Raw genomic sequence first — 24318 nt, 5'->3', positions numbered from 1 at the left:
GAACTTGAGGAAGTACACCGCTAAACATGCGAATGGTACAACAACGCCTGAATATAATCTAACAAAAAAAGGTTCCGACCATCTTTCTATGATGATTGGAACCTTTTTTCGTTATTTTTGGCTAGTTATGTCCCAGCCTCGTTTTACATGCCTATCAGGCATGACTAAGCATTTGTGCTAAAGCACTTTTTGCTGCTCGTGTTGTTTTATAATCTACAATAATTTGATTAGTAAACTCACCTTTTTCCACGGATTCAAGCGCCCATAACAGATGTGGTAAATCAATTCGATTCATTGTTAAACAAGGGCACATAAAAGGATTTAATGAGGTAATATCCTTATCTGGATTATCCTTTATTAATCGCTTTACTAAGTTCATTTCTGTTCCAATTGCCCATTTACTCTGTGGCAAGGAATTTGTTATCTTGTCGATAATGTATTTTGTCGATCCAGCATAATCAGCCGCTTGTACAACTTCCCAACTACATTCCGGGTGGACAAGTATTTTTCGTTCAGCATCGGTTTCTCTACTATTTTTGACATTTGTAAGAGTAAAGTTTTCATGAACAGAACAATGTCCCTTCCATAAAATCACTCTAATCTGTGTGAAATCACCACCATATTCAAGTTGATTACTAATCGGATTCCAAATAGCCATCGCATCTAATGGTACTCCTAAATCAAAAGCAGTATTTCGACCTAAATGTTGGTCAGGTAAAAATAATATTCGTTCTTTTTGATTAAAGGCCCACTCCACCATTTTTGTAGCATTTGATGAGGTAACTGTCGCACCACTATTTTTACCGACAAATGCTTTTATAGCAGCGGTGGAATTCACATATGTTAACGGTACAATTGTATTGCCAAACGTCTGTTGCAAAGATGCCCAACAGTTCTCTGTTTGATCGATATTAGCCATATCTGCCATTGAACAACCTGCACGCATATCAGGTAGAATTACTTTTTGGTGATGATTCGTTAACATATCCGCTGTCTCAGCCATAAAATGCACACCACAAAAAACAATATATTCTGCTTTTGTATTTGCTTGAGCAAGCTGTGCAAGTTGTAGTGAATCACCAGTTACATCTGCAAATTGAATTACTTCGTCTTTCTGATAATGATGTCCAGGTATAAATAGCCGATCTCCCATTTGGTCTTTGATACGCTTTACTTCCTTAACCATCTCTTCATTTGTTAGCCTTTTATATTTTTCAGGAAGCTGATATGATTCTTTTAAAAAGTCAAGTACTTGCATGCTTTATTCCCCCTTTGATTGAATATCCATGCTAATGTCAACTGCTCGTGCTGAATGTGTGATAAAACCTAAAGAAATATAATCAATCCCCGTATCGCGGAAACGCGCAATTGTATCAAGCGTAATATTTCCTGAGGCTTCTGTTACGATATTGTCTGGAACAATTTTCAATCCTTCTATAATTTCTTCTGGTGATTGATTATCAAACATAATGATATCTGCTTCAACTCTCACCGCTTCTTTTACTTGTGTAATTGATTCGGTCTCTACTTCAATTTTCACCATGTGTCCAAGTTTACTTTTCACTTGTTTAACTGCATTTTCAATCGATCCATATAAAGCAATGTGATTATCTTTAATCATTACACCATCATATAATCCAAAACGATGATTATATCCACCACCACAAGTCACAGCGTATTTCTCAAACATTCTTAATCCTGGTGTTGTTTTTCTTGTATCTATTATTTTGGTATGTGTACTATCTAATTGTTTAATAGCTTGATTAGTGAGTGTGGCTATACCGCTCATTCGTTGTAATAAATTTAATACGACCCGTTCTCCTGTCAATATCGTGCTCATTTTTCCTGTTACCTCTGCAATACGATCACCTTTTTTAAACCAATCACCATCATGCTTATGTTGGATAACTTTTACATCATCATCAATTAGTTGATAGGCCATTTTAATTAAATCTACTCCAGCTAAAACACCTGCATCTTTAGCTATTATCCATGCTTGTGCTTTTTCATCTCCTGAAAACAGAAGTCGACTTGTCAGGTCACGCTCTCCTATATCTTCTAATAAAAATTCTTTTAACCTTTCTTTCGCTTTTAATTCGTTCATCATTCTCCTCCAGTTATTGCTTGATGCAAATCTTTCTCCTTATATCGTTGAATATGTTTATCATTCCAACACTTTCTGCTTTTTGGAAAGTCCATCCGGTAATGCGCTCCACGACTTTCATTCCGAGTCAAAGCAGAAGAGACTAATAGCCAACTTGCTGTTACTTGATTAAAGAGCGCTTTTTGATGTGGTGGTACATCTGCAATCGATTTGTAAATAATAAAACTCTCCAACCAATCTTTTGCTAAATTTAATCCTTGATAGTCACGATGAATACCCGCATATCTCGTCATTAATTGTTTTATATCTGCTAGCTTAGGTAAAATTATCTCTCGAAGTTGCTTTACATCAATATTTTTTTTGTCTTTCCTATGATGTTGCGTCCTATTTGGTAATCTCGAAATATGTCTTGCTACTTGATGACCATAAACAAGACCTTCTAATAATGAGTTACTTGCTAAGCGATTCGCACCATGAACACCAGTACAAGCTACTTCACCAACCGCATATAAGCGGTCTATAGAGGTTCTTCCTTGTTGATCGGTTTTAATGCCACCCATCGAAAAATGCATACCTGGTGCAACAGGTAGTAAACCTCTTCCGATATCTACGTTCGCTTTTTCACATAAATATGTAATCGACGGAAATCGAGTACGAAAATCTTTTATCTGTGAAATATCTAGAAAGACAGCCTTGCCACTGTTTCGTATTGTTTGAATTGTGCGGGCTACAATGTCACGTGGAGCCAAATCAAGAAGTGGATGTACATCTTCCATTATAAAATCTCCATTTGCTGTAACTAACCTTGCTCCCTCACCTCTTACTGCTTCTGAAATTAATCCAAAGCTCTGATCATCTTTCCACAATAATGTAGGGTGAAATTGTACAAATTCAAGATCTGTCAATACAGCACCTGCTTGATATGCTAACCCTAGACCTTCTCCTAACATACTCGGATGATTAGAAGTTACATCAAATAGGCCTCCACACCCTCCCGTAGCTAGCACAACATCTTCAGCATATATAGCTGATACAGTACCTTCCTCATCGATAACCTGGACACCAATACATGTCCTGCCTTCTATGATTAATTCAATAACCGTCAGATTTGTAATTATTTCAATAGCAGTTGTAATACGTTGATGCAAAAAGGTAATCAGTGCTTTTCCTGTTGCGTCTCCACCTGCATGTAAAATACGTCGATGACTATGCGCACCCTCTTTACCAAGTGACAGCGATTTATTTGCATCATAATCAAAAGGAAAACCTTCATCAGCAAGTTTTTGTATATAGCTTGATCCTTTTCTCACTAAAAGTTCAACTGCTTCTTCATTATTTAAGCTATATCCAGCTTTGATTGTATCTTGTACATGTAACTGCCAACTATCTTCCCGATCAACTACAGCAGCAATTCCCCCTTGTGCACGAATTGTATTGTTATCTGTAAGACTTCCTTTTGTAAGAAGCAATACGCGTTTTTCTTTTGCTAATTGAAGTGCTGCAGTGCAAGCCGCTATCCCACTTCCAATTATTAGTACGCGATCTTTTTCGATTATATGTGCACCCCTTTCACTAAAAATCATATCTGTCTTTACACCTATCTTTACATATTTATTTACAGATGACAATACTTATTTTACAATGAATAAGAACAACAATTATGTTCGAGAGGAATAACGCCTGATGATTGATTTAGATAACGCTGCTACAACGCCAATAAGCATGCATGCATTAGAGGTTTATCAACAAGTTGCCGTCCAATGTTATGGGAATTCAAATAGTTTACATGATATCGGATCATCCGCTGCAGATGTCTTACAATTTAGTCAAAGTAAAATGGCAACTATTCTACAAGCACCTTCTAGTGGTATATACTTTACGCGCGGAGGAACTGATGCAAACCAACTTGCAATAAAATTATTACTACGTTCCACTGAAAAACAAGGGAAGCATATTATTACAACTGCATTTGAGCATACGTCCATCATTAACTATTTAAAAGATTTACAGAAGTATGACGATTATCAGATAACCTATTTGCCAACTAATCAAAATGGTGAAGTTGAACTAAAGACATTAAAAACTCTTATTAGGAAGGATACTGTTCTCGTCATCGTTCAACATGTAAATGCTGAAATTGGCAGCATCCAGCCTATTGAAGAGATTGGGGCATGGTTAAAAACACAACATATACTGTTTCATAGTGATGGTGTCCAAGCATTTGGAAAAATAACTGTTCATATAAAAGATCTTGAAGTGGATAGTTATGCTGTTTCTAGTCATAAAGTACACGGACCAAAAGGAGTAGGAGCCTTGTATGTAAATCCATCTCTCTCAGACCATAGATCTGTCCTGCATACAGGAACAATGGATATCCCCGCCATTGCAGCATTTGTTACAGCAGCAAATGAAACAGTATCAACTATTCAACAAGAGGTACATCGTATTAAAAATCTTCGTGATGATTTTGTCAGTGAGTTAAATAAAAGGGGTTTCCCGTTACAGTCTTTCACCAGTCCAAGACAACTGCCACATATCGTTGGAATTCTTTTTGACACAATACCTGGGGACTATGCTATGTTAGCCTTTAACCAAGCTGGTATTGCTATCTCAACCGGAAGTGCTTGTAGTGTTGGAAGCCAGGAGCCTTCACGAATGATGCGCGCAATTGGTATACCTACTCAAGAATCAAAGCACTTTGTTCGATTCTCCTTCGGTAGTACTACTAAACAAAATGATCTAGAAAAAGCGATAAATGTATGCGAAAATATAGTAAAGCAATGGGGTAGTGTATAGAAGGGAATTTTACAATGGATCAAGCAAAAAAAATGATTGGATCTGAACGAAGAGTAGCTATATTAAACTGGTTAAAAGAAAGTATAGAGGCACTAACAGGAAGTGAGTTAGCGGAAAAAGCAGGAGTAAGTCGACAAGTTATTGTCCAAGATATTTCTTTATTAAAAGCAAAGAATGAACCGATTATGGCTACTAGCCAAGGATATATTTATTTAGTTGGAGAGCCTCAAAACAAAGTTTTTAAACGGATTATAGCTTGTGAACATGGACCAGAACAAACACAAGAAGAACTAGAATGTATCGTAGACCAAGGTGCAACAGTAAGCAATGTTATTATCGAACACCCAGTATACGGTGACTTGAAAGCCTCTATTATGGTAAGTAATAGAAGTGAAGTTGCACAATTTTTAGATAAAATAAAAGCAACAAATGCACCTTATTTATTGAATCTAACTAACGGGGTTCATTTGCATACAATTGAGGCAGATCAAGAAGAAAAATTAGATGCCGCCTATCAAAAGTTAAAAACTTTAGGAATCGTTATCGAAAGCTAACATTTCTGCACTTCTCATAAAAACAACGGGAATCACTTAAAATATAAGTGATTCCCGTTGTTTTTTATTTATTATTTTAATGTATCATCATATAAGAAATATGGATAGCTTCCTAATACTTCAGCTGAACAACCTAAGGCTTCCATCTCAGCAATTGTATTCGGGATAAGAATGTCGTCCATCTTTTTTTCTACATCTACTAAAAAGTAATAGTTTCCCAAACCTGTCTTCATTGGCCGGGACTCTATCTTAGACAAATTAATTTTTCGCCAAGCAAATGCCGACAATACTTGATGAAGTGCTCCAGGATGGTCTGTTGGTAAAGAAATCATTAAAGTTGTCTTATACCCTTTTAATGTAAGGTTTTCTGAATGCCATTCCTTATCATTTTTATGTAACACAACAAATCGCGTATGATTATTTTCAAAATCATGAATGTTTGCTTGAACAATTTTCAGACCATACTCTTTGGCTGCAAGTTCATTGGCTATAGCCCCAATTTTTAAGTCAGGGTTCTCGCTAACAAATTTTGCAGCCGCTCCAGTTGAAGTATACGTTTCTGCATTTACATGTTTCATACCATTGTGAAGAAATCGATGACATTGTGCAAGTGCATGTGGATGTGAATAGATAGTAGTTATAGATTTCCAATCTTCCTGATGATCTGGATGGACCATTAGGTGTTGCTTAATTGGAACAACAATTTCACTAACAATCTTGAGAGATTTGTATTGAATAAGATAGTCTAAAGTTACGTTAACTGTTCCCTCAAGTGCATTTTCTAATGGTAGGACACCATACGTAACATGACCATACTTTACCGCATCAATGCACTCCGGAATCGTTAGATAGCTCACTTTTTCATCCGTATTAAATAGCGCATCTACAGCAGTCTTAGTAAACGTCCCTTTAGGACCTAAATAACCAATCTTTGTTGACACAATCATTTCCCCCAGTTCCCTATGCACCCGACCCTAAGATTTCTACTTTATCAATAAATTCGAGTTGTTGTAATTGCTCCAATAAATCCTCAATACCTATCTCTAGGCTTTCCGTATTAAGTGAGATAGTTACATTAGCCTTTCCTTGAATTGGAATGGTTTGATGGATCGTTAATATATTCCCACCCACTCCAGAAACAGTAGTTAAAAGATTGGACAACGTTCCTGCACGATCTTCTAAATGAAAAGATAATGTTATAATTCGTTCCTCAAGCATTGCCTGAAAAGGATAAACAGCATCTCGATACTTATAGAATGCACTTCTTGAAATACCCACCTGCTTCACTGCTTCAAAAACAGATTCTACCTTTCCACGTTCAATTAATTCTTTTGCTTCTAATGTTTTACGCATTGACTCTGGAAGAAAATCACCTCTAATTAAGTAAAACTTCCCCTCATTCTCCACCATTTAAAACAATCCCCTTTTTGAAGAACTACGAGTAGATAGTAGGATTAATGCATTTGTAATGATTATTCTACAAACTCAAATGTGTAATCTAACAATCGAACGGTATCACCATTCTCTGCTCCTTTTTTCCTTAACGCCTCATCTACACCCATACCACGTAACTGACGAGCAAAACGCTGTACAGATTCGTCGCGATTTAAATCGGTCATCTTAAATAATTTTTCGATTTTCTCACCATATAATATATAAGCACCATCTGGATCACGTGTGATTTGAAAGGCAGGTGCCTCTTCTTTGAAACGATAGACAATGTGTTCTGGCGCGTCTTCTACAGCAACAGTTTTTGGTACTTCTGCCAACTTATCTGCAATAGCAAATAAAAGTTCACGTATACCCTTACGTGTAAGTGTGGAGATCGGATAAATCGGATGTTCATCACCCATTTTTCCTTTGAAAATCTCTAAATTTTCTTCCGCTTCATATACATCCATCTTATTTGCCACAATAATTTGCGGTCGTTCTAATATAGCTGGATCATATGCACGTAATTCTTTTTTAATCGTCTCAAGATCTTCAAAAGGATCTCTACCTTCTGTTGATGCCATATCGAGGACGTGAATGACTACACGCGTTCTTTCAACATGTCGTAAGAATTGATGACCTAGTCCAACACCTTCATGCGCGCCTTCAATTAAACCTGGTAAGTCAGCCATAACAAATCCGCGCTGATCTTCCGTTTCAACTACACCTAGATTAGGTGCTAATGTTGTAAAATGATAATCTGCAATTTTGGGTTTTGCTGCACTTACAACGGATAATAAAGTTGATTTACCAACACTTGGAAATCCAACAAGACCAACATCCGCTATTAGTTTGAGCTCAAGTGTGATATCACGTTCTATACCAGGTTCGCCCTTTTCAGCTATTTCAGGAGCAGGGTTTTTCGGCGTCGCAAAACGAATATTCCCACGTCCACCACGTCCACCTTTAGCAATAACACCACGCTGACCATGTTCCACTAAGTCAGCTAGAACTTCACCAGTTGCATCATCTCGAACAGTTGTCCCAGGTGGAACCGCTAATATCATAGCGGATGAGTTTTTACCGTGCTGTCCCTTACTCATACCATTTTCTCCACGTTTTGCTTTGAAATGTCGTTGATAACGAAAATCCATTAACGTGTTTAATCCTTCATCTACTTCAAATATAATATCGGCGCCGTTACCACCATCTCCACCAGCAGGGCCACCCATTGGTACATATATCTCACGACGAAATGATACTAAACCATCTCCGCCATCTCCAGCCTTAACATAAACTTTTACCTGATCGACAAACATCCTGTCACCTCTTCATTCACTTATCCATGTCACTATAAATATTTCGTGATCATGCTGACTTTTTTCTATTTCAACATTTAACAATTCATCAGAGTGTTCTATTTTATTTTTTAACTCATGTGATTTTTCAAAAATACCTGAGAAAGTAAGTTGTATTTTTAATTGTTCGTTATTTAATTGTTGAACGTTTATTGTACCATGATACATCTCTGTTTTCATACAATACTTAGTAAAATGCACCATTATTCTTTCTAATCGGTCATATAGTTCAAAATCATTAACAGTAAGTGCTTCACTTATATTAATAGTATTAGTCAATTGAAAATTATCAAAACGCCAATTAAATTGTGTAAGCCATAGTACCGTTTTCGGTAGTGGCATATTTTGTAAGCTTCGTTCTGATACAGCTCGTTCAACAGAATCCTCAATTTTCTTCTGTACCTTATCTAATTTACCCATTTGTGCATATCCCATAATCAGTTGTAACTCATTCATCCAATCATGTCGATAATGACGTAACAGGTCCACAACATCCTCATCTTTCATATTTCATCGCCTCATTTCATATCATGAAAATTATAGCAAAAAAAGGCTAACTGTGAAAGGTCATGTCAGTAGTATAGTCTTAATTAAGGTAATTTAATTATAATATAATGCACAATTGATAGAAATTGCGACATAACAGAAGACTCTTATCCGCTACGTCAGCAAATGGATTCCCTTTCCGTGGGCACAGTCTCAGCTAACTCGGATAAGCAAAAGTCGCTTTCCGAGTGGATCTTCAACTTGTGGGATTGCGATTACTCATCCCATCGAAAACATTTGCTGTTCCCACAGGAGTGTCATCCATTTGCTTCCTTCGCTGGACAGAACAAATGTAATATAAAATAAGCTATCTACTGTCTCCCAAACTTTTATTACGCTTATTACAGCGTTCAGTTAGAGAAATAATATCTCAAAAGGCCTGTTATCGTTGATAAAGCAACTTCATCAATAAACATATTACCGACCAGCGATGAAAATCCACTACGACTCCTGCGGGAACAGCACGGTCTGAAGATCCACTTCGAAAAGCGTTTTTTGCTTTACGAAGTTAGCTGAAGACGTGCCCGCGGAAAGCGTAGTGGATTTTTAGAGCGAGATGTACCAGCATATTAAGACAAAGTCTATAGATAATTTGTAATATAACTTCTTTAAAAATTAACTAAGAGAATTGGTATAACTATATTATGTATTGATAAGAAACTCTCTACTTTTACTAGTATAAAGAAAAAAGACTCTAACCTTATTCAGGATAGAGTCTTTCTTCTTTTTGTATTAAGCTTCTTGCGTAACTGGTAATGGATAAACACTTACCTTTTTACGATCGCGTCCTACACGTTCAAAGCGAACAATACCATCAGTTTTAGCGTAAAGCGTGTCGTCTCCTCCACGTCCTACGTTAGTACCAGGATAGATTTTAGTTCCACGTTGGCGGTAAAGAATTGATCCACCAGTAACCATTTGTCCATCAGCACGTTTTGAGCCTAGACGTTTTGATTGTGAATCACGGCCGTTTCTTGAACTACCTTGACCTTTTTTAGATGAGAAAAACTGCAAATCTAAACGTAACATTGGTTTGCACCTCCTTACTTTTCAAAGATTCGTATATATTGATTATAGTCACGTTCGACCGTTTCTAATGAAACAAACATTCCTTCTAGCAACAATTCAGCAGCTTGACGCTTACCTTCATCTAATTGCTCAGGAAGTTGTACATATAGATAACCGCCTTCGCCACCTTGATCAATATTTGGTTCAATTTCACAAAGCTTTATTACTGCATTAACGGATCCAAATGAGATAGCAGAAACAGCAGCACAAACTAAATCATGCCCATGTGGTCCACTCTCAGCGTGTCCGCTCAGTTCAAAAGCATATATTTGCTTATTTGATTTACGATAAATTGTTACTTGTATCATACTGAAACAACCTTACGCGTTGATTTTTGAAATCGTAACTTTCGTAAATGGCTGACGATGACCTTGTTTACGGCTATAGTTCTTTTTAGCCTTGAACTTGTAAATTGTAACTTTTTTCTGACGACCTTGTTCTTCAACTTTAGCCGCAACTGTAGCACCTTCTACTAATGGAGAACCAACTTTTACGTCGTCACCACCAACAAAAAGAACTTTATCAAATGTTACTTCTTCACCTGCACCAGCTTCTAATTTTTCAATGTAGATAGCTTGACCTTCTTCAACTCTAACTTGCTTACCACCAGTTTCAATAATAGCATACATACTGCTTGCACCTCCTTCAAAAACTCAGACTCGCCATACAGGTGTCATTTTCATGACTTAGTTAAGAAAATACTAGCTATGTAGCTCTCTTTTCTATTAACCCGATCTGTGCGGTTGTAGCAGCGGGCGCTACAATGAATAACGTATTGATATTATCATGAATCACAGTACTTTGTCAATGATAGCATGGTGATTTGTCTCTAAGAAGTCTTTTATCAGTGAACTACTTCCAGCTAATTTCACCTGATATGACGTAACACCCTTCGTTTGATTCATATAAACAGATTGATGTAGCTGTTTTTTTATTTTATTAAGATCTATGTGTTGCAACCACAATTTATAAATCTTTGGATTTACATCTATTATAATGGCATCGACATTTGTATTTAAATAACCATAAAGAACACGCTCTAATGCGTAAACATATGTCATATTTGAAAAAGTTAGATGGTCTTCTGTTTTATCCGAAATGAGTTTACTATGAGGTGCTGTCGCTCGCTTTCGGGTCATTTCTACTAGACCTAACTGTGTAAATCCATATACTTCTGAACGGATAGGATCTTCATCAAGTGCTTCTCTTAATACATCTAGCACCTTTTTCTTATCTGATTGGTTTCTCATACTGATGAAATCAAGAATGATAATGCCAGAAAGATTACGTAATCTAACCTGTGTCGCGATTTCCTTCGCAGCATATATATTTGCCTGTAAATATGTCCGTTCTTTATCATTTCTACCTGTAAATCCACCCGAGTTAACATCTATAATAGTCATCGCTTCTGTTTCTTCTATGTATAGACTCACACCGTTTGATGCTTCAACTTTAGGGTGCACACATGCTTTCATCAATTGCTCAATAGTTACAGGCAATTGATCTTCAAGCTGTTTCTCCCATGTAATTGGAGCTTTTAAATGGTTGTAACGTTCTCGAAGTTCAGTTGCAATAGCTGGATCATCTAAATAAATATGATCAATGCCTTCAGATGCGAATTTTCGAATAAAACGATCTAAAACTGGAGCATCATAATATAAACAGCTTGGCACTTTTAATTGCTTACTTTGCTTTTCTAGTAGTGCCCAACGATTACGTAAGTGTAAAAAGATTTGTTCCAATTCGGCACTCGTAAGATCAGCAGCAACCGTACGAACTATAGCGCCTTCTTTTTCTTCGCGTATATTTTCTATGGTAGCTTTTTTCTCTTCTACATGATTGCTAGCAAGTTTTTTTGACAGTGCTATGTAATTCCCAAAAGGTAAGTAAACGATCGCTTGATCAGCAATGGTTATATTCGCAGTCAATCGTGCGCCTTTTGTATCATAAGCATCCTTTGTAACTTGTACTATCATACGCTCTCCTTCTGTAATAAGCGATTCCAATTTTTTAGTTGGATTCGCTCTAGCTGCAGGCAATTCTTTTCGTTGTAAAAATCCTAACTTTTCTGAACCAATATCAACAAAAGCAGCTTGTAACCCTTTCTCGATTTTACTAACCTTTCCTACAAAGATAGAATCAACGAGCTGTGGCTGATTGGGGCGATCAATAACAAATTCTTTGATCTGATTATTTTCTACTGCAATGGCAATCTTTTCTGTTGGTTGGGTATGAATATATAGCGAAACCAAATTACTTCCTCATTTCTGTGTTCCCTGACTCACTTCTTTTATAGTCGCTTGATGCTGCTTTAATTTAAAATATATATGTAAACATGTAGCTTCATCCATTACATGCCAATCATCTTTAATGAAAATATCATGACGATATTGACGATGGAATTTTGAGAACACATCAATTAGTCGCATATCACTCGTAACAACAAGCGGGAAAACTTTTTTAGTTACTTGCTCCGTTTCAAACCTTTTTAGTAAAAAACGCATAAATACATAAAACCTTTGTTTCCATTCTAATCGATTTTCCCACAAGATAAAAGCAAACAATAAAACAGTACTTAATATGAATGAAAAAGAAGTTAATAATACAATTAAAATAATACTTATAAAAAGAATAGATGCTACGATTGTATATGCATGGGCTTTACGAAAAGGCAAAAAGGTAGACAATGTTATAAAAGCTAGTTTACCACCGTCTAATGGCCAAATCGGTAATAAATTGAACAATAGAATAGTTGTATTATATTGAAACCCTAATGCAAGTAGTGAAGGATTTAACCATCCTAACTGCTGTACACTAATTAGTAGTATAAAAATGATAACGTGTTGAAATGGACCTGCAAGTGTAATGATACACTCTTCTCTTAATGGTTTACTTACGTGCTCATCGGTTTCCATAACACCACCAAACATCCAAAGCATTATCCTTCTGACTTTCCAACCATAATGAACAGCTGCTAGATAATGTCCTAATTCATGAATCAAAACGATGGAAAAAATAAGCATCATCTCCAGCAAAGTACCTGTAAGAATTGATGCAATAATGCTAAACCAAAGAGTTGGATGAATTGATAGTGGTGGAAACTTATTACGGATTTTCATCTACCTTCATCACCTTTACTGGATCAAGGAACGTATTATCTTTTTCAACGGCAAAGTATAATTTACTCTCATTTGCAACAGAAGGAATAAACTCACCAATAATTTGATTAGTATCTACAAACTGATATTGATTAACAGTAAAGTCTGATAGGTTTCCATAGATGGATTTACTTTTATCAGGGTGCTGAATGATAATCGTTTTATTTGTTTCTTTATCATTACCAGCAAAAATAACAGTACCTTTTTCCATTGCGTATACATCGGAAGTACCTTCAGATGTTATCAAAACACTTTCTCCATTCACCTGAAATGATTGACTTATCGTTCCATTAACTGGAAGTACTGGCGCGCTTCCGGCAGTTTCAATAACACTTTGGTCAGTAAAGGCTAGTGGTGACCCAAAAGTTGTTTGATACCATTGATTTACAGTTGCAAATGGGAATTCTTCTGTTAAGGCAGAGGTTGTCCACTCTTTTGGTTTAGATAATGATGCGTGATCCACTTGATTAACCAAAGCTAATAAGAAAAAGATGCAAGCTGCAATTAGTGACTTGAAAACAAAGGAAGAAAAAAAAGCCGGTGAATCTCTTTGTTTCTTTTCTGCAGTGGGATAATATGTCGGCATATATCCATGCTTCTCTTCATCTTGCAAAACTTGACTTGATAAATTAGGTCGATATACTTTAGGATCGCTTTTGATAGCTGGTAGCTTTTGTTGCTTTCGTCTTGCTATATCTTTTCTAACCTGCACAATATCCTTTTTCATTATTTTCACAATCCTTCATTAGCTATTTCTACAAGTCTATGAAGGACTCAAAGTGATTATGCTCGTCTTAAAAAAATCAATAATATGATCCTATCAAAAAAAGGCACTTACCAATTAGTTGTAAGTACCTTTTCATCATTATTATGGACGCATACCAAAGAATTTTTTTACTTTTGAAAACATACCCTTTTCATCATCAAAAGATAAAAGTGGGACAGATTCACCGAGAATACGTCTAGCTATATTGCGGTAAGCAATAGATGCTCTTGTATTCGGCTGAAATACAACAGGCTCCCCATGATTAGATGCTTTAATTACTTCATCATCATCTGCAATAATACCTAACAAATCAATCGATAAAATTTGAACAATTTCATCAATATCTAGCATATCCCCACTTTTCATCATATGATTACGAATTCTATTAATCACTAAATGCGGCGGTTCGATATCTTCTTTTTCAAGCAAGCCAATAATTCGATCTGCATCGCGAACACTTGACTTTTCTGGGGTAGTAACAACAATAGCTTTGTCTGCACCAGCAACAGCATTTTTATAACCTTGTTCAATTCCTGCTGGGCAATCTATTAAAATATAATCATATTCTTCTTTTAACTCGGCTATCATTTCTATCATACCTTCTGGTGTTAGATCAGATTTATCACTCGTTTGAGCAGCAGGAAGAAGGTATAAACAGTCAAATCGCTTGTCCTTAATTAAAGCTTGCTTTAATTTACAACGTTTCTGAACAACATCAACAATATCATAGATGATTCGGTTTTCTAAACCCATAACCACATCTAAATTTCGCAATCCAATATCTGTATCCATTAAACAGACCTTTTTATCCATTAATGCTAGTGCTGTTCCTAAATTAGCTGTAGTGGTAGTTTTCCCCACACCACCTTTACCGGAAGTGATTACGATTGCCTCACCCATTTAAAATTCTCCTCTCAAACCCATTTAAATCAGGTCTTTTTAGTGTTAGAACTTGAAGGCGGTCTATCACGATTTTTTCTTTTGTTTCATCAATAAAGCCACATTCCATATAAACACCATCTGCTTCATAATCAGGAGAACGGCTTATAAAATCAGCAATTCTTAATTGCATTGGTTGCATATAAGAAGAAGCAATAACTGCATTTCTGTTACCTTCACTTCCTGCATGCGCAATACCACGTAAACTCCCCAATACAAAAATATTGCCTGTTGCAACGATTTTCCCACCCGGGTTTACATCTCCGATTAATAATAGATCACCTGTAATCTCCAATACTTGACCAGAACGTACCATTTTCGTTATCGTTTTGATTTCACTTTCTTCTTTCCATTGTAATGCTTCACGCTTTAAAATAACATTAGATTCAACTGATTCAACTACTAATTTCTTTTTATTTCGTATTAAATCACGTAGCATCTGTTCTTGTTCAGTATGTAAATAACGATTACCAAGATGAATCGTTACAGTAATCATCGGTTCGTCATCAGACGTATATTCGGTTGATAGTACTTGTTCCAGTTCATCTAATATCGCCGTGAAAGAACAAGTATCATCGATATATAATGTCAAACCATCTCGTGTGCCTTTTATCGTCACTAGTTGCTTGTTAGTAATCACGGTTTAATCACCTCATTCTACATGTATTCCACTGCAATTAGGAACTATTTGAATCAAATCGCTCTGCAGCCCATTGTACTAATTTTTTCTTCATCAGAAGATAAAGAACTAAAAAGAAAATCATATTTGCCACAAGTGTTGGCAATAAACGATTGGTTATGTACACCATACTATCTATTTGGCTAATCCCAATAAAAGAATAGATTAAATAAATTCCACCATCTACTAAACTAAGGCCAACGGCGGTTAATAAACATGCAACTAAGAAGTTTGTATGCAATACTTTTCGCACGCCATGTATAAAGTAAATAATAATACCATACATAAACATATAGACACCGATCACATTTGTATAAACGAGATCAACCATTAATCCAGAAATAATAGCAAATAAAATAGAATAATACGTATATTCTAGATCATAAAATAACGCAATGAGCACTAGAAAAACAAAAAGCCAATGCGCAGCTAATAACCAACCTTTTTCAATAACGATCATTGGTAAAAAGTCAAAAGCCACTCCTTCTATTACTAGTAAGAATAGAAGCAAAAGAGGGAGATATAATCGCGACATTATTCTTCCTCCTCTTCTACCACTTCATCATTTGTTGTCATTGTGCGATCCAAAACAATTACATGATTTAAATGATACAAATCGGCTGATGGTTCCACATAGGCAACTTGTGTTAAACCATACTGATCTGTTGTCACTTCAAGAATTTCACCGATTTCAAGTCCTTTTGGAAAAACGCCACCTAAACCTGATGAAAAGACAAACTCACCTTCTGGGATTTCGCCATCATATTCCGTGAATTCAAGTAGTAATGCTTCACGTTCTTCATCAAAACCAAGTATAAAACCACTCGCGTCCTCGTCTTCATCCGTTATATTTACATTTACCGAAATCCGATTAGAACGATCAAAGCCATTTAATAACAGGACAGTAGACGTGTATTGTGAAGCTGATTGAATTTTCCCGATCATACCGTCTCCGGTAATCACAGCCATATTCTTCTCCACACCATCTTGCTTACCCTTATTAAGGGTAACTTGTTTAAACCATTGATCTGAACTTCTTGCTGAAATAGAAGCTTGGATCGGCTCATAATCAGAAATAGAATCAGCTTCTGTTTTATCATTAAGAGCCATTAATTCTTCATTTTCATTTCGAAGTTCTTGAACCTCGTATAATGTTTGTTGATATTGTGCTAGTTCTTCTTTTAATCGCTGATTTTCTTCAAAAATATTTTTGAAATCATCGATATTTGTAATTATATTTGTAGTATATGCAACTGGGACGTGGACAACCTGCTGCATCCACCCAACTGCATCTTGAAAAAACTGTTCAACTGCTGATAATTCCTCACGTTCACGTAGTGAGAAACCAATTAAACCAACCAAAATAATAAAACCAATTAAAATGGTAAAAAGTCGCTTTCTACGAAAAAAAGACATTTAACACACCTACTTAATTCATTCTTGAACGAGAAGAAATACTAGGATGAGACCTGAAATGTTGGATATAGTCTAATGACATTCCAGTACCAATTGCAACACTATCTAAAGGATTATCTGCTACAAATACAGGCATTTTCGTTTCATCACTAATTACTTGGTCCAATCCTCTTAACAGGGACCCTCCACCAGACAAGACAATACCGCGATCCATAATATCAGCTGCTAATTCAGGAGGTGTTTTTTCCAATGTGTTTTTGACAGCATCAATAATTGCAGTAACTGCATCATTTAATGAATTTGAAATTTCTTCTGCTGTAATAGTTATTGTTTTTGGAAGCCCAGTTAATAAATCTCTACCTCTAATATCCATTTCATCATTTTGGGCAGGTTTCCCTGCATTACCAATATCCATTTTAATGGATTCAGATGTTCTTTCACCGATCATTAAATTATACTTTTTACGGACATATTGAACAATAGATTCATCCATATCGTCTCCAGCAGTACGAATCGATTGGCTTGTAACAATTCCACCGAGTGAGATAATCGCTACTTCAGTGGTACCTCCACCGATATCAACAATCATACTACCTGTTGGTTCCCAAACTGGTAAACCTGCTCCTATTGCCGCTGCAAAAGGTTCTGCAATTGGATAAGCTTCTTTCGCACCTGCTTGTTTCGTTGCATCTATTACTGCTCGTTCTTCAACCATTGTAATACCTGATGGTACACAAACCATAACATTCGGTTTTCTGGCAAAAGATGAGCGGTTTTTCTGCGCTAAACGAATATAATATTTCATCATTGTTGCTGTTGTATCATAATCCGCAATTACTCCATCTTTCATAGGACGAATAACGGAAATATTACCAGGTGTTCTACCAATCATATTTCGTGCAGAGCCACCAACAGCTTCAATTTCACCTGTTGAATTATTGATAGCAACAACTGACGGTTCTCTAACAACAATCCCTTTTCCTTTTACATAAACGAGTGTGTTTGCAGTTCCTAAATCAATTCCTAAATCTTGCGATAAACTAAACCCAGCCAAATAAATCTTCCTCTCTAATCTTACGATGCTTATTATTTCATCTCATTAATTTTTAGTTTCATCATGTAAAATCCAACTTCCATATTGGTATCATAACATGAAAAGTTTGTTATAGCTGTTATTCACCATAACAATAAGCGCCAAATACAAGGAAATCTTGTAAAGTGGCGCCGAATGTAAACTTCGTCTATACAATTATACGAAAAAAAACAAAAAATAGATAGTCTTATACGTATCCTTTTTCTTTTAATGATACAAATTTTTGATCACCGATTACTAAATGATCCAAAAGTTCTATGCCAATCATCTTACCACATTCTGCTAAACGTTTCGTAACTTGAATATCTTCTTGGGAAGGGGAAGGATCACCTGATGGATGATTATGTACACATATAATCGATGCCGCAGAACGTTTAACTGCTTCACGATAAACTTCACGAGGGTGAACAATTGAGGCGATTCGTAATCCGAACTTTAGTTTGATTTATTTTAGTGTAGAAAGATTGATTTAACAGTGTTTTGAGAGCTATTCACTTTATCTTGTATTTTCTTAATATATTAAAAGTGACCATAATTTAAGCTGTTGGTCACTTTTTTGGTCACTAAATTACAGCTATATTGTAAAATTTTTAGTGTTTATCTTTATTACTTAATAAACCTTTTTCATACCAAATCTGAAAAACATATATTAAAAGGGCTACACCGATCATCATAAAATATGTAATATGTGGCGATAATTCTCCCGAAGCCATTCCAAGTTTTTGTTGGACTGGATACCATAAATATATATACGCACCATCTAAGATTAGATTTGTTATTAAATAAACAATAAATTTTCCATAGGTAAACTTAAAAATCCATATTGTTGCTATTAAATAAGTACTATATACCCAAGGAATATTTACAACTTTGTCCCAATCAAACAGCCCTGATTCTCTCCACCAATTATAATGATATGCAGCTTGATAAGTAAGCGTGTTGACTACAGTAACAAACAATCCAACTGGTAGAAATCTTTTAAGCGTTTTATCTCCAATTAGCACAAGTGATGCAATAGGAAGTAAAAACATTAGCCATAGTATTATTTGATTCACATTTATTATCCTTTCAATCAATACGTTTAATGTAGCTATTACCCATACGTTTAGATTAAATGTATTGATTGGAAAAATATTAAAGATTTTCTATAAGGCAATTTTAAGTGAAGATAAATTATAAAAGTAGATATACTTTATTATGAAAGAAAATGAATTAATGCAATAGAAGGTTTTATTATCAAGCCACTGGATCGTAATCGAATTGAAGTAGATGTCGCAGACGGTTTAGAGTTTTTAAACATTGAGGATATAGTTGATATTTCTTTACATATAAGCCCTACCAATTTTATTTTACTGTTATATTACCACTTTTTTAAAAAACAGACTCTAGTGGAAACTAGAGTCTGTTTTACTTTTCATATTCTTATGAAAATAAATTACAATTAACAAAACAATAACACATATTACTTACTTGCGATTTGTTTTACAACTATTGATTTTTATAAAGGAGAATGTGTATACTTCCAAGTTTGCGGATATTTAATCCCGAAATCAGCTCCCTTAAATGATATGCCAGAAAACGCGTATCCTTTAATTATAAAATTAATAGATTTTTTGTTCTTAGAAAGAGAGTAGTCTTCAAATTCTTGGTTAAAACTAAAGATATATACGCCCGTATATGTACCTTTAATTTTTGTAACGCTTGTTATTTTCCCATTTTTTGTCTTGTATTGGTAAGTTACATGTCTAAAAGTTGATAATGCATCTACTAAAGCCTTTCTAGTGAAACTACCGTAAGCAAGTGTAGAGAATAAAGGTTTTTCTATTAAAGACGGTTGTTCTGTTAAAGACGTTTCTTCTCCTTGAATTGAATCTACAGCCATTTTTTCTAATAAGGCTTCAAGCTCTTCTTCTGAATTAACTTCTATTTTAGGCCTATCTGTTTCTATGTCTTCAATAGAAGTAACTTCAAAGTTTGAATCTATGCTTTTTGCAATCTCATTAACTTCCTCAATTTTCTTATTCTCTTCTGTTGTACTTGCATGTGTTTCTGCTAGATTAATAGAAAAAAATCCGAGAACTAATGCCGTAATGATTACTCGTTTTAAAAATTTTCCAGTCAAATTAATTCCTCCTGCTCCTCTTGATTTTTTTGGAAATTATGTTACATTTATTACAATAGTCCGTTTCTCAAAAAATGTCAATAAGGAGTTTGGTAATTATGTCAAAAAAATGGTTATTTATAATAAGTTTGGTATTTTCTTTGTTAACTATATTTATACCAGTAAGTGGCGTTGAATTTCCTATGGGTTTACATTCTTCTACAATAAGAGGTTTGCCATTTGCATTTCTCACTTTTACAGACACTAATCTATATAGTAATATATTCTCTTTTTTTAACCTAAATAATTTCTTTTCTATTGGATTTAATTTACTTAATTTTACTGCCAATGTTATTCTAAATTATTTTTTGTTTTCACTGATTTATAAATTAGTTATAAGGTTTAAATCTACTCGAAAAATTAAAACAGTTAATTAAAAACCGCTTGAACCTTACTTCTTGTTTTAACAACATTTAACATATACCAAAAGAGTTAATTTATTTAAGCCCCCACAACCGTGAGGGCTGTTTTCTTATGGCATCGGAACATCATAAACTCCCGCTGCTATTTGATCTGCTCTTTCATTCATAAAATCTGTCAAACCTACGATTTCGATATTTTCAATCTCATCTTCATAATAAACATATGTAAAATCCTCTTCGATGTCATGTACTTTAATAATTCGTTTGCCTACTTCTTCGTCAAATTCTGTGCTTAGTAATTCATATCTCAATGTTATCACCTCGCTTTTTTACAGATTAGCATGAATTTGGTGAAAATATCGTTTTATACATATATTGACACGTAATGTTCATATTTGTGTATCCAAAGAGTTATATTTAATGAAATAAAAGCTTGACTTTATAACGTATACGTTATATAATGAATATATAGAAAGGAGTTGAGAAAATGGAGGATATAAGAAATATAGTCCTCATCATCGCAGGTTTTATAGCCAGTATCAAGGGAACACTTGATATAATAGACTGGATAAACCGCAAAGATAAGGACTAAAATAATGAGGGGATTAAGTTCCCCTCCACTTATATTGTTATTATAACACATCCTCCATAAAAATATGAACAGAATACATTCGAGTGATTATTTGGTTTTCGTTTTGATGGCTGTCTTGCTTCTCGAAATTGACTTTAGAAATATGGATATGCTTCAATGGATTGCGCTAATTGTATCAATATTATGGTTTGTGATATTTATTATTAAAGCATTACTTCCACGAAAGGGTGATTAGAAAATGAGCGATCAAAATGATAACAAAAAAACACCTGCATCACAATTAAAAGCATCAAGAAATTGGGAACAAAAGAACCGTAAAAAGGCCACAATAGCTAATTATAAAAGATCTGCAAGATCATTTATTAAAAACCATGCAGATCAAGAAGATTTAGAGGAATTAAAAAGCCTTATCATTGAAAGAGAAAATTTGTTAGGGGTTTAGGAAAACATAACTACTTGTAATTTAATAAAGCCCCTAATTGGGGCTTTATTAATCAATAGCATCATACCTTCTGTGAGAATAACAAAATATCCTTATCTGATAATTCTAGGTCCTGAATACAAATCTGATTGAATAACTTCTTTATTTAAATTATATCTATTCACTATTGATTCAATTAAGTCTTTAAACCAGACTGGTGATGTAGGAGATACATATATTTCATCAATTAAAATATTTAAATCAAAAGGTATATTTACTCCGTTTTCGCCAAAAAAATGATCTTCAGGATTCTCAAATATTAACATACGAAATTCTTGTTCATGTGAAAATGATTTGCGTTTATAAAATAGAGTTTCATATGTATTAACACCCGCCATATCATCTGTGTAATCTATATAGTTAACCAAACCATACTTAATACCTAATCCATGAGTAACACTCTTATTAGAACTAACTGAGTACATAATGTTTTTTAAAGTTGTTCTAATAGCAACGCCCTCTCCACTACTGCAATACAAGTCCCACATTGCTGCAGATTCCTCATTATTTAGATGCCAACAAGACACACCGACGTAATCTAGTTCCATCTGATTTTTCTCATATAAGTCATTAATTTTATCTTCATCTATTCTATATTCATCATTTTCTTCATCGTAATAATCGCCTTCCCCTAATATCCGAAATAGGTCGCTACTCGAATATGATCCTTCATAAGGATCATTGAAGGAGCCTGGTTTAGAGAAATAAACAGAACTTTTTTCTAACAATGATACAAACTTAGAGAAATTCATAAATTTCCATAAATTAGTTTGCGGAGAAAGTGATTCATCTTCGTTAAAGTTATGAATATTATATTCATTATTATAACTATACATACTGTCAAATTGATCTTTTGCTGTAATAAAATATCTTAATTGTCTACTATATTTCATTGAATTTGCTCCTTTTAATCTGCAGCTTGATTGTGCACTTGATCGCTAATATAACTATCTGCTGTTGTGCCTAATAAAAGTTATTTTTTATCTTATAACTATTACATTGCATTTTTATGCGATTAAGTGTTTTTTTATTTGAAAAAAAGATAAAAAATTTTGAATATGTGTTGACTTATTAACCTTATAAGGTTATAATTAATATATAAAGTAATAAGGAGGTGAACAAATGTTAGAAGGTCTAAGTAAAATAATAGAAGCGATAGCCACTTTAATAACAGCCACCGCTTCATTAATAACAGCTATCGTCGCTTACAAAATATTCAAAAAGGATAAAGAGTAAACGACACGCAGTAAGGAGTTAGAGCTCCTTACTGCTACTATAACATTCAGGAAAGGGGTTTTCAATTATGATCTTTATCATTGCGTTATCCTCTTTTGTTATATCGTTAACAGTACTGCTAATCGTATTAATGTTGAAAAAGACTAAATAGAAATTAGACCTTCTAACATTTTGAATTATGGATAAAGAAATTAATAATTATATGACACCAGCTGAAGCTGCATACCGTTGGGGTAAGAATCAGGAAACCGTTAAAAATAAATTAAAGCCATCTTTAAATAGCGAGCTTGATCAAATGATCAAGCGTGGTTTAATTAAATATTATCAAAAGCCAGATGGTCAAAGAAGAGAATGGATTGTAAGCGTTCAAGCGATGGAAGAATGGTTCGGAAAAATAAATTAAAAACCTTGAGAACTGGAAAAATAAGCAACGAATTAATCACATTTAAAAAGTTAATAAAGAAAAACGAGGTGAGTAATATTGAAAGAAAATATTCGAAAACTTATTGAATCTGATATCACTGGTTATAAAATCAACAAAGAGACTGGCATATCGGAAAGTAATATATCCAGGATTAGAAGTGGGAAAATTGAATTAGGAAGTATTTCGTTAGATAACGCAATTAAATTGCATGAATTTTATAAGAAGCATAAAGAGGATATAAAGCCCCCACAAGCGTGAGGGCTTTTAATTTTTATAGGTTTCCTGCATTAAGCCTGCGTTGTAACTCTTTAACCATAGCCGATGGATCGCTGATAACTTTATCGTAAGTGGTGCCTAAATACTTTTGCAGCTTACCAACTGTATTAGGTCCTAACAATCCATCTTGTTTTGCTCCAATTAATTTTTGCAACGCTTTTACAACTAGGCTACCTTTTTTACCGTTACCAAACTCCACGCCACCAATCATAACTGTTACGTCATTTTTAAATTGGTCACTAATTTCACTATCCTCGACAGTACCTAATTCGCTTTGTAGCGCTTTAGTTGTTTTCTTACCCCATCTACCGTCAATTTTAAGATCACTAGATGAATTACTTGCTGTAGAAGGCTCTTTAAACCCATCTACATAATCAGTAGGGTTCAAACAGTTATTTTCTCTGTCCGAAATCCATCCGTAACTAGGTGATGTAGATTTGCGCACTTCATAATGCAAATGTGAGCCTGTAACATTACCTGTAGCACCTTGTTTACCAATTTCTTGCCCTTTAGATACAGTTTGTCCTTTTTTAACAGAAACGCTATCTAGGTGCGCATATAAATGTCCTCTTCCTTTACTATCTTTAACAAGGACCACAATACCATAACCACCCAAACCAGATCCTGATTGACCATTGCCAGCATATAATACTTGTCCAGCTGTAAATGCTCCGATTGATGCTTTATGACTTTTAACTAAATCGATGCCTGTATGAAATGATTGTTTTACACCTGTGATCGGATGTGTTCTGTAACCAAACAGACTTGTAATTTTATAATTTTTCCATGTTTTCATGTGTTTTACATCCCTTTCTTTTATGCAAATAATAGAAAAGAGCAATGATATAATATCATTGCTCCAAGTGATTTATTTATTA

General features: G+C 34.7%; 30 protein-coding genes, 1 pseudogene and 1 other annotated feature. Of the genes and pseudogenes, 7 read left to right on the top strand and 24 right to left on the bottom strand.

The features are described 5' to 3' along the window. Window positions 1–181, top strand: a 181-nt coding sequence (locus D2K62_RS19145) for a hypothetical protein (protein ID WP_232827997.1), incomplete at its 5' end; no start/stop codon positions are given. On the opposite strand, the gene nadA is transcribed toward D2K62_RS19145, so the two are convergent. From nadA to nadB, 3 genes are read right to left on the bottom strand one after another with little or no spacing between them, the layout of a single operon-like run. Further along, window positions 155–1258 (bottom strand): quinolinate synthase NadA, encoded by a 1104-nt coding sequence (gene nadA, locus D2K62_RS09510; RefSeq protein ID WP_117161365.1) that lies wholly within the window; start codon window positions 1256–1258, stop codon window positions 155–157. The genes D2K62_RS19145 and nadA overlap by 27 nt on opposite strands. Before the next feature lie 3 nt (window positions 1259–1261). After that, window positions 1262–2104, bottom strand: coding sequence for a carboxylating nicotinate-nucleotide diphosphorylase (nadC, locus tag D2K62_RS09505; RefSeq protein ID WP_112181472.1), 843 nt, complete (start codon window positions 2102–2104; stop codon window positions 1262–1264). Next, window positions 2104–3687, bottom strand: coding sequence for an L-aspartate oxidase (gene nadB / locus D2K62_RS09500; RefSeq protein ID WP_112181473.1), 1584 nt, complete (start codon window positions 3685–3687; stop codon window positions 2104–2106). Before nadB ends, nadC begins: the two co-directional genes overlap by 1 nt. A 100-nt stretch (window positions 3688–3787) precedes the next feature. Between nadB and D2K62_RS09495 the strand changes: the two genes are divergently transcribed. Together D2K62_RS09495 and D2K62_RS09490 are read left to right on the top strand one after the other, a co-directional pair. Further along, a complete protein-coding gene (locus D2K62_RS09495; RefSeq protein ID WP_112181474.1) occupies window positions 3788–4900 on the top strand; it encodes an IscS subfamily cysteine desulfurase in 1113 nt (370 codons plus the stop codon). Window positions 4901–4914: 14 nt separating this feature from the next. Beyond that, window positions 4915–5454, top strand: coding sequence for a transcription repressor NadR (locus tag D2K62_RS09490; protein WP_112181475.1), 540 nt, complete (start codon window positions 4915–4917; stop codon window positions 5452–5454). Between the two features lie 71 nt (window positions 5455–5525). On the opposite strand, the gene pheA is transcribed toward D2K62_RS09490, so the two are convergent. The 18 genes and pseudogenes from pheA to D2K62_RS09400 form a co-directional block, all read right to left on the bottom strand. Then, the gene (gene pheA / locus D2K62_RS09485; RefSeq protein ID WP_112181477.1) at window positions 5526–6401 is read right to left on the bottom strand and encodes a prephenate dehydratase; all 876 of its coding nucleotides are present in this window, start codon (window positions 6399–6401) and stop codon (window positions 5526–5528) included. A gap of 13 nt (window positions 6402–6414) precedes the next feature. Continuing rightward, entirely contained in the window at window positions 6415–6864 is a 450-nt protein-coding gene (locus D2K62_RS09480) for an ACT domain-containing protein (protein WP_112181478.1), read from the bottom strand. A gap of 62 nt (window positions 6865–6926) precedes the next feature. Further along, window positions 6927–8204 carry a GTPase ObgE gene (gene obgE, locus D2K62_RS09475; protein ID WP_117161364.1) on the bottom strand — a complete coding sequence of 426 codons (1278 nt, stop codon included), beginning with the start codon at window positions 8202–8204 and terminating at the stop codon, window positions 6927–6929. 12 nt (window positions 8205–8216) lie between these two features. Beyond that, window positions 8217–8750: a Spo0B domain-containing protein gene (locus D2K62_RS09470; RefSeq protein WP_117161363.1), complete on the bottom strand. Its 534-nt coding sequence runs from the start codon at window positions 8748–8750 to the stop codon at window positions 8217–8219. A gap of 771 nt (window positions 8751–9521) precedes the next feature. Next, window positions 9522–9818 carry a 50S ribosomal protein L27 gene (gene rpmA / locus D2K62_RS09465; protein ID WP_112181481.1) on the bottom strand — a complete coding sequence of 99 codons (297 nt, stop codon included), beginning with the start codon at window positions 9816–9818 and terminating at the stop codon, window positions 9522–9524. Window positions 9819–9832: 14 nt separating this feature from the next. Next, window positions 9833–10165, bottom strand: a complete 333-nt coding sequence (locus D2K62_RS09460; protein WP_112181482.1) for a ribosomal-processing cysteine protease Prp — start codon at window positions 10163–10165, stop codon at window positions 9833–9835. A gap of 12 nt (window positions 10166–10177) precedes the next feature. Then, window positions 10178–10486 carry a 50S ribosomal protein L21 gene (rplU, locus tag D2K62_RS09455; protein WP_112181483.1) on the bottom strand — a complete coding sequence of 103 codons (309 nt, stop codon included), beginning with the start codon at window positions 10484–10486 and terminating at the stop codon, window positions 10178–10180. Window positions 10487–10502: 16 nt separating this feature from the next. Next, window positions 10503–10612: a sequence feature (ribosomal protein L21 leader region), on the bottom strand. A gap of 36 nt (window positions 10613–10648) precedes the next feature. Next, complete coding sequence (locus D2K62_RS09450) at window positions 10649–12109, bottom strand: ribonuclease E/G (RefSeq protein ID WP_112181484.1); 1461 nt, start codon at window positions 12107–12109, stop codon at window positions 10649–10651. Window positions 12110–12118: 9 nt separating this feature from the next. Further along, window positions 12119–12976 (bottom strand): site-2 protease family protein, encoded by an 858-nt coding sequence (locus tag D2K62_RS09445; protein WP_117161362.1) that lies wholly within the window; start codon window positions 12974–12976, stop codon window positions 12119–12121. Further along, window positions 12963–13742, bottom strand: a complete 780-nt coding sequence (locus tag D2K62_RS09440; protein ID WP_112181486.1) for a M23 family metallopeptidase — start codon at window positions 13740–13742, stop codon at window positions 12963–12965. The genes D2K62_RS09445 and D2K62_RS09440 overlap by 14 nt, the downstream gene beginning before the upstream one ends. Window positions 13743–13883: 141 nt before the next feature. Next, complete coding sequence (minD, locus tag D2K62_RS09435) at window positions 13884–14681, bottom strand: septum site-determining protein MinD (protein WP_112181487.1); 798 nt, start codon at window positions 14679–14681, stop codon at window positions 13884–13886. Further along, window positions 14674–15360: a septum site-determining protein MinC gene (gene minC / locus D2K62_RS09430; protein ID WP_117161361.1), complete on the bottom strand. Its 687-nt coding sequence runs from the start codon at window positions 15358–15360 to the stop codon at window positions 14674–14676. Before minC ends, minD begins: the two co-directional genes overlap by 8 nt. A 37-nt stretch (window positions 15361–15397) precedes the next feature. Beyond that, entirely contained in the window at window positions 15398–15934 is a 537-nt protein-coding gene (gene mreD, locus D2K62_RS09425) for a rod shape-determining protein MreD (protein WP_112181489.1), read from the bottom strand. Further along, a complete protein-coding gene (gene mreC / locus D2K62_RS09420) occupies window positions 15934–16815 on the bottom strand; it encodes a rod shape-determining protein MreC (RefSeq protein WP_112181490.1) in 882 nt (293 codons plus the stop codon). Before mreC ends, mreD begins: the two co-directional genes overlap by 1 nt. Before the next feature lie 13 nt (window positions 16816–16828). Further along, window positions 16829–17869: a rod shape-determining protein gene (locus D2K62_RS09415; protein WP_112181491.1), complete on the bottom strand. Its 1041-nt coding sequence runs from the start codon at window positions 17867–17869 to the stop codon at window positions 16829–16831. Between the two features lie 226 nt (window positions 17870–18095). Next, window positions 18096–18326: pseudogene (locus D2K62_RS09410) on the bottom strand (JAB domain-containing protein); the annotation flags it as partial. Window positions 18327–18498: 172 nt separating this feature from the next. Continuing rightward, on the bottom strand, window positions 18499–18963 hold the full coding sequence (locus D2K62_RS09405) for a hypothetical protein (protein ID WP_232827996.1): 465 nt from the start codon (window positions 18961–18963) through the stop codon (window positions 18499–18501). 443 nt (window positions 18964–19406) lie between these two features. After that, window positions 19407–20030: a hypothetical protein gene (locus D2K62_RS09400; protein WP_117161360.1), complete on the bottom strand. Its 624-nt coding sequence runs from the start codon at window positions 20028–20030 to the stop codon at window positions 19407–19409. A 98-nt stretch (window positions 20031–20128) separates the two neighbouring features. On the opposite strand from D2K62_RS09400, the gene D2K62_RS09395 reads away from it, so the two are divergent. Next, window positions 20129–20446: a hypothetical protein gene (locus D2K62_RS09395; protein ID WP_117161359.1), complete on the top strand. Its 318-nt coding sequence runs from the start codon at window positions 20129–20131 to the stop codon at window positions 20444–20446. Window positions 20447–20541: 95 nt separating this feature from the next. On the opposite strand, the gene D2K62_RS09390 is transcribed toward D2K62_RS09395, so the two are convergent. After that, window positions 20542–20742 carry a hypothetical protein gene (locus D2K62_RS09390; protein ID WP_117161358.1) on the bottom strand — a complete coding sequence of 67 codons (201 nt, stop codon included), beginning with the start codon at window positions 20740–20742 and terminating at the stop codon, window positions 20542–20544. A 519-nt stretch (window positions 20743–21261) separates the two neighbouring features. On the opposite strand from D2K62_RS09390, the gene D2K62_RS09385 reads away from it, so the two are divergent. Beyond that, window positions 21262–21465, top strand: coding sequence for a hypothetical protein (locus D2K62_RS09385; RefSeq protein WP_117161357.1), 204 nt, complete (start codon window positions 21262–21264; stop codon window positions 21463–21465). Window positions 21466–21557: 92 nt separating this feature from the next. Here D2K62_RS09385 and D2K62_RS09380 read toward each other — a convergent pair whose 3' ends face one another. After that, window positions 21558–22397 carry a DUF2971 domain-containing protein gene (locus D2K62_RS09380; protein WP_117161356.1) on the bottom strand — a complete coding sequence of 280 codons (840 nt, stop codon included), beginning with the start codon at window positions 22395–22397 and terminating at the stop codon, window positions 21558–21560. Between the two features lie 545 nt (window positions 22398–22942). Between D2K62_RS09380 and D2K62_RS09375 the strand changes: the two genes are divergently transcribed. After that, window positions 22943–23143: a helix-turn-helix domain-containing protein gene (locus D2K62_RS09375; RefSeq protein WP_232827995.1), complete on the top strand. Its 201-nt coding sequence runs from the start codon at window positions 22943–22945 to the stop codon at window positions 23141–23143. A 78-nt stretch (window positions 23144–23221) separates the two neighbouring features. Next, on the top strand, window positions 23222–23422 hold the full coding sequence (locus tag D2K62_RS09370; RefSeq protein WP_232827994.1) for a helix-turn-helix transcriptional regulator: 201 nt from the start codon (window positions 23222–23224) through the stop codon (window positions 23420–23422). Between the two features lie 13 nt (window positions 23423–23435). Here the strand turns inward: D2K62_RS09370 and D2K62_RS09365 are convergent, their stop codons facing one another. Next, the gene (locus tag D2K62_RS09365) at window positions 23436–24236 is read right to left on the bottom strand and encodes a M23 family metallopeptidase (protein WP_117161353.1); all 801 of its coding nucleotides are present in this window, start codon (window positions 24234–24236) and stop codon (window positions 23436–23438) included. Window positions 24237–24318 lie beyond the last annotated feature (82 nt).

It is taken from the genome of Paraliobacillus sp. X-1268 (assembly GCF_003426095.1).
GTDB classification, from domain to species: Bacteria; Bacillota; Bacilli; order Bacillales; family Amphibacillaceae; genus Paraliobacillus_A; species Paraliobacillus_A zengyii.
This window is presented reverse-complemented; position numbering and strand designations above follow the sequence as displayed.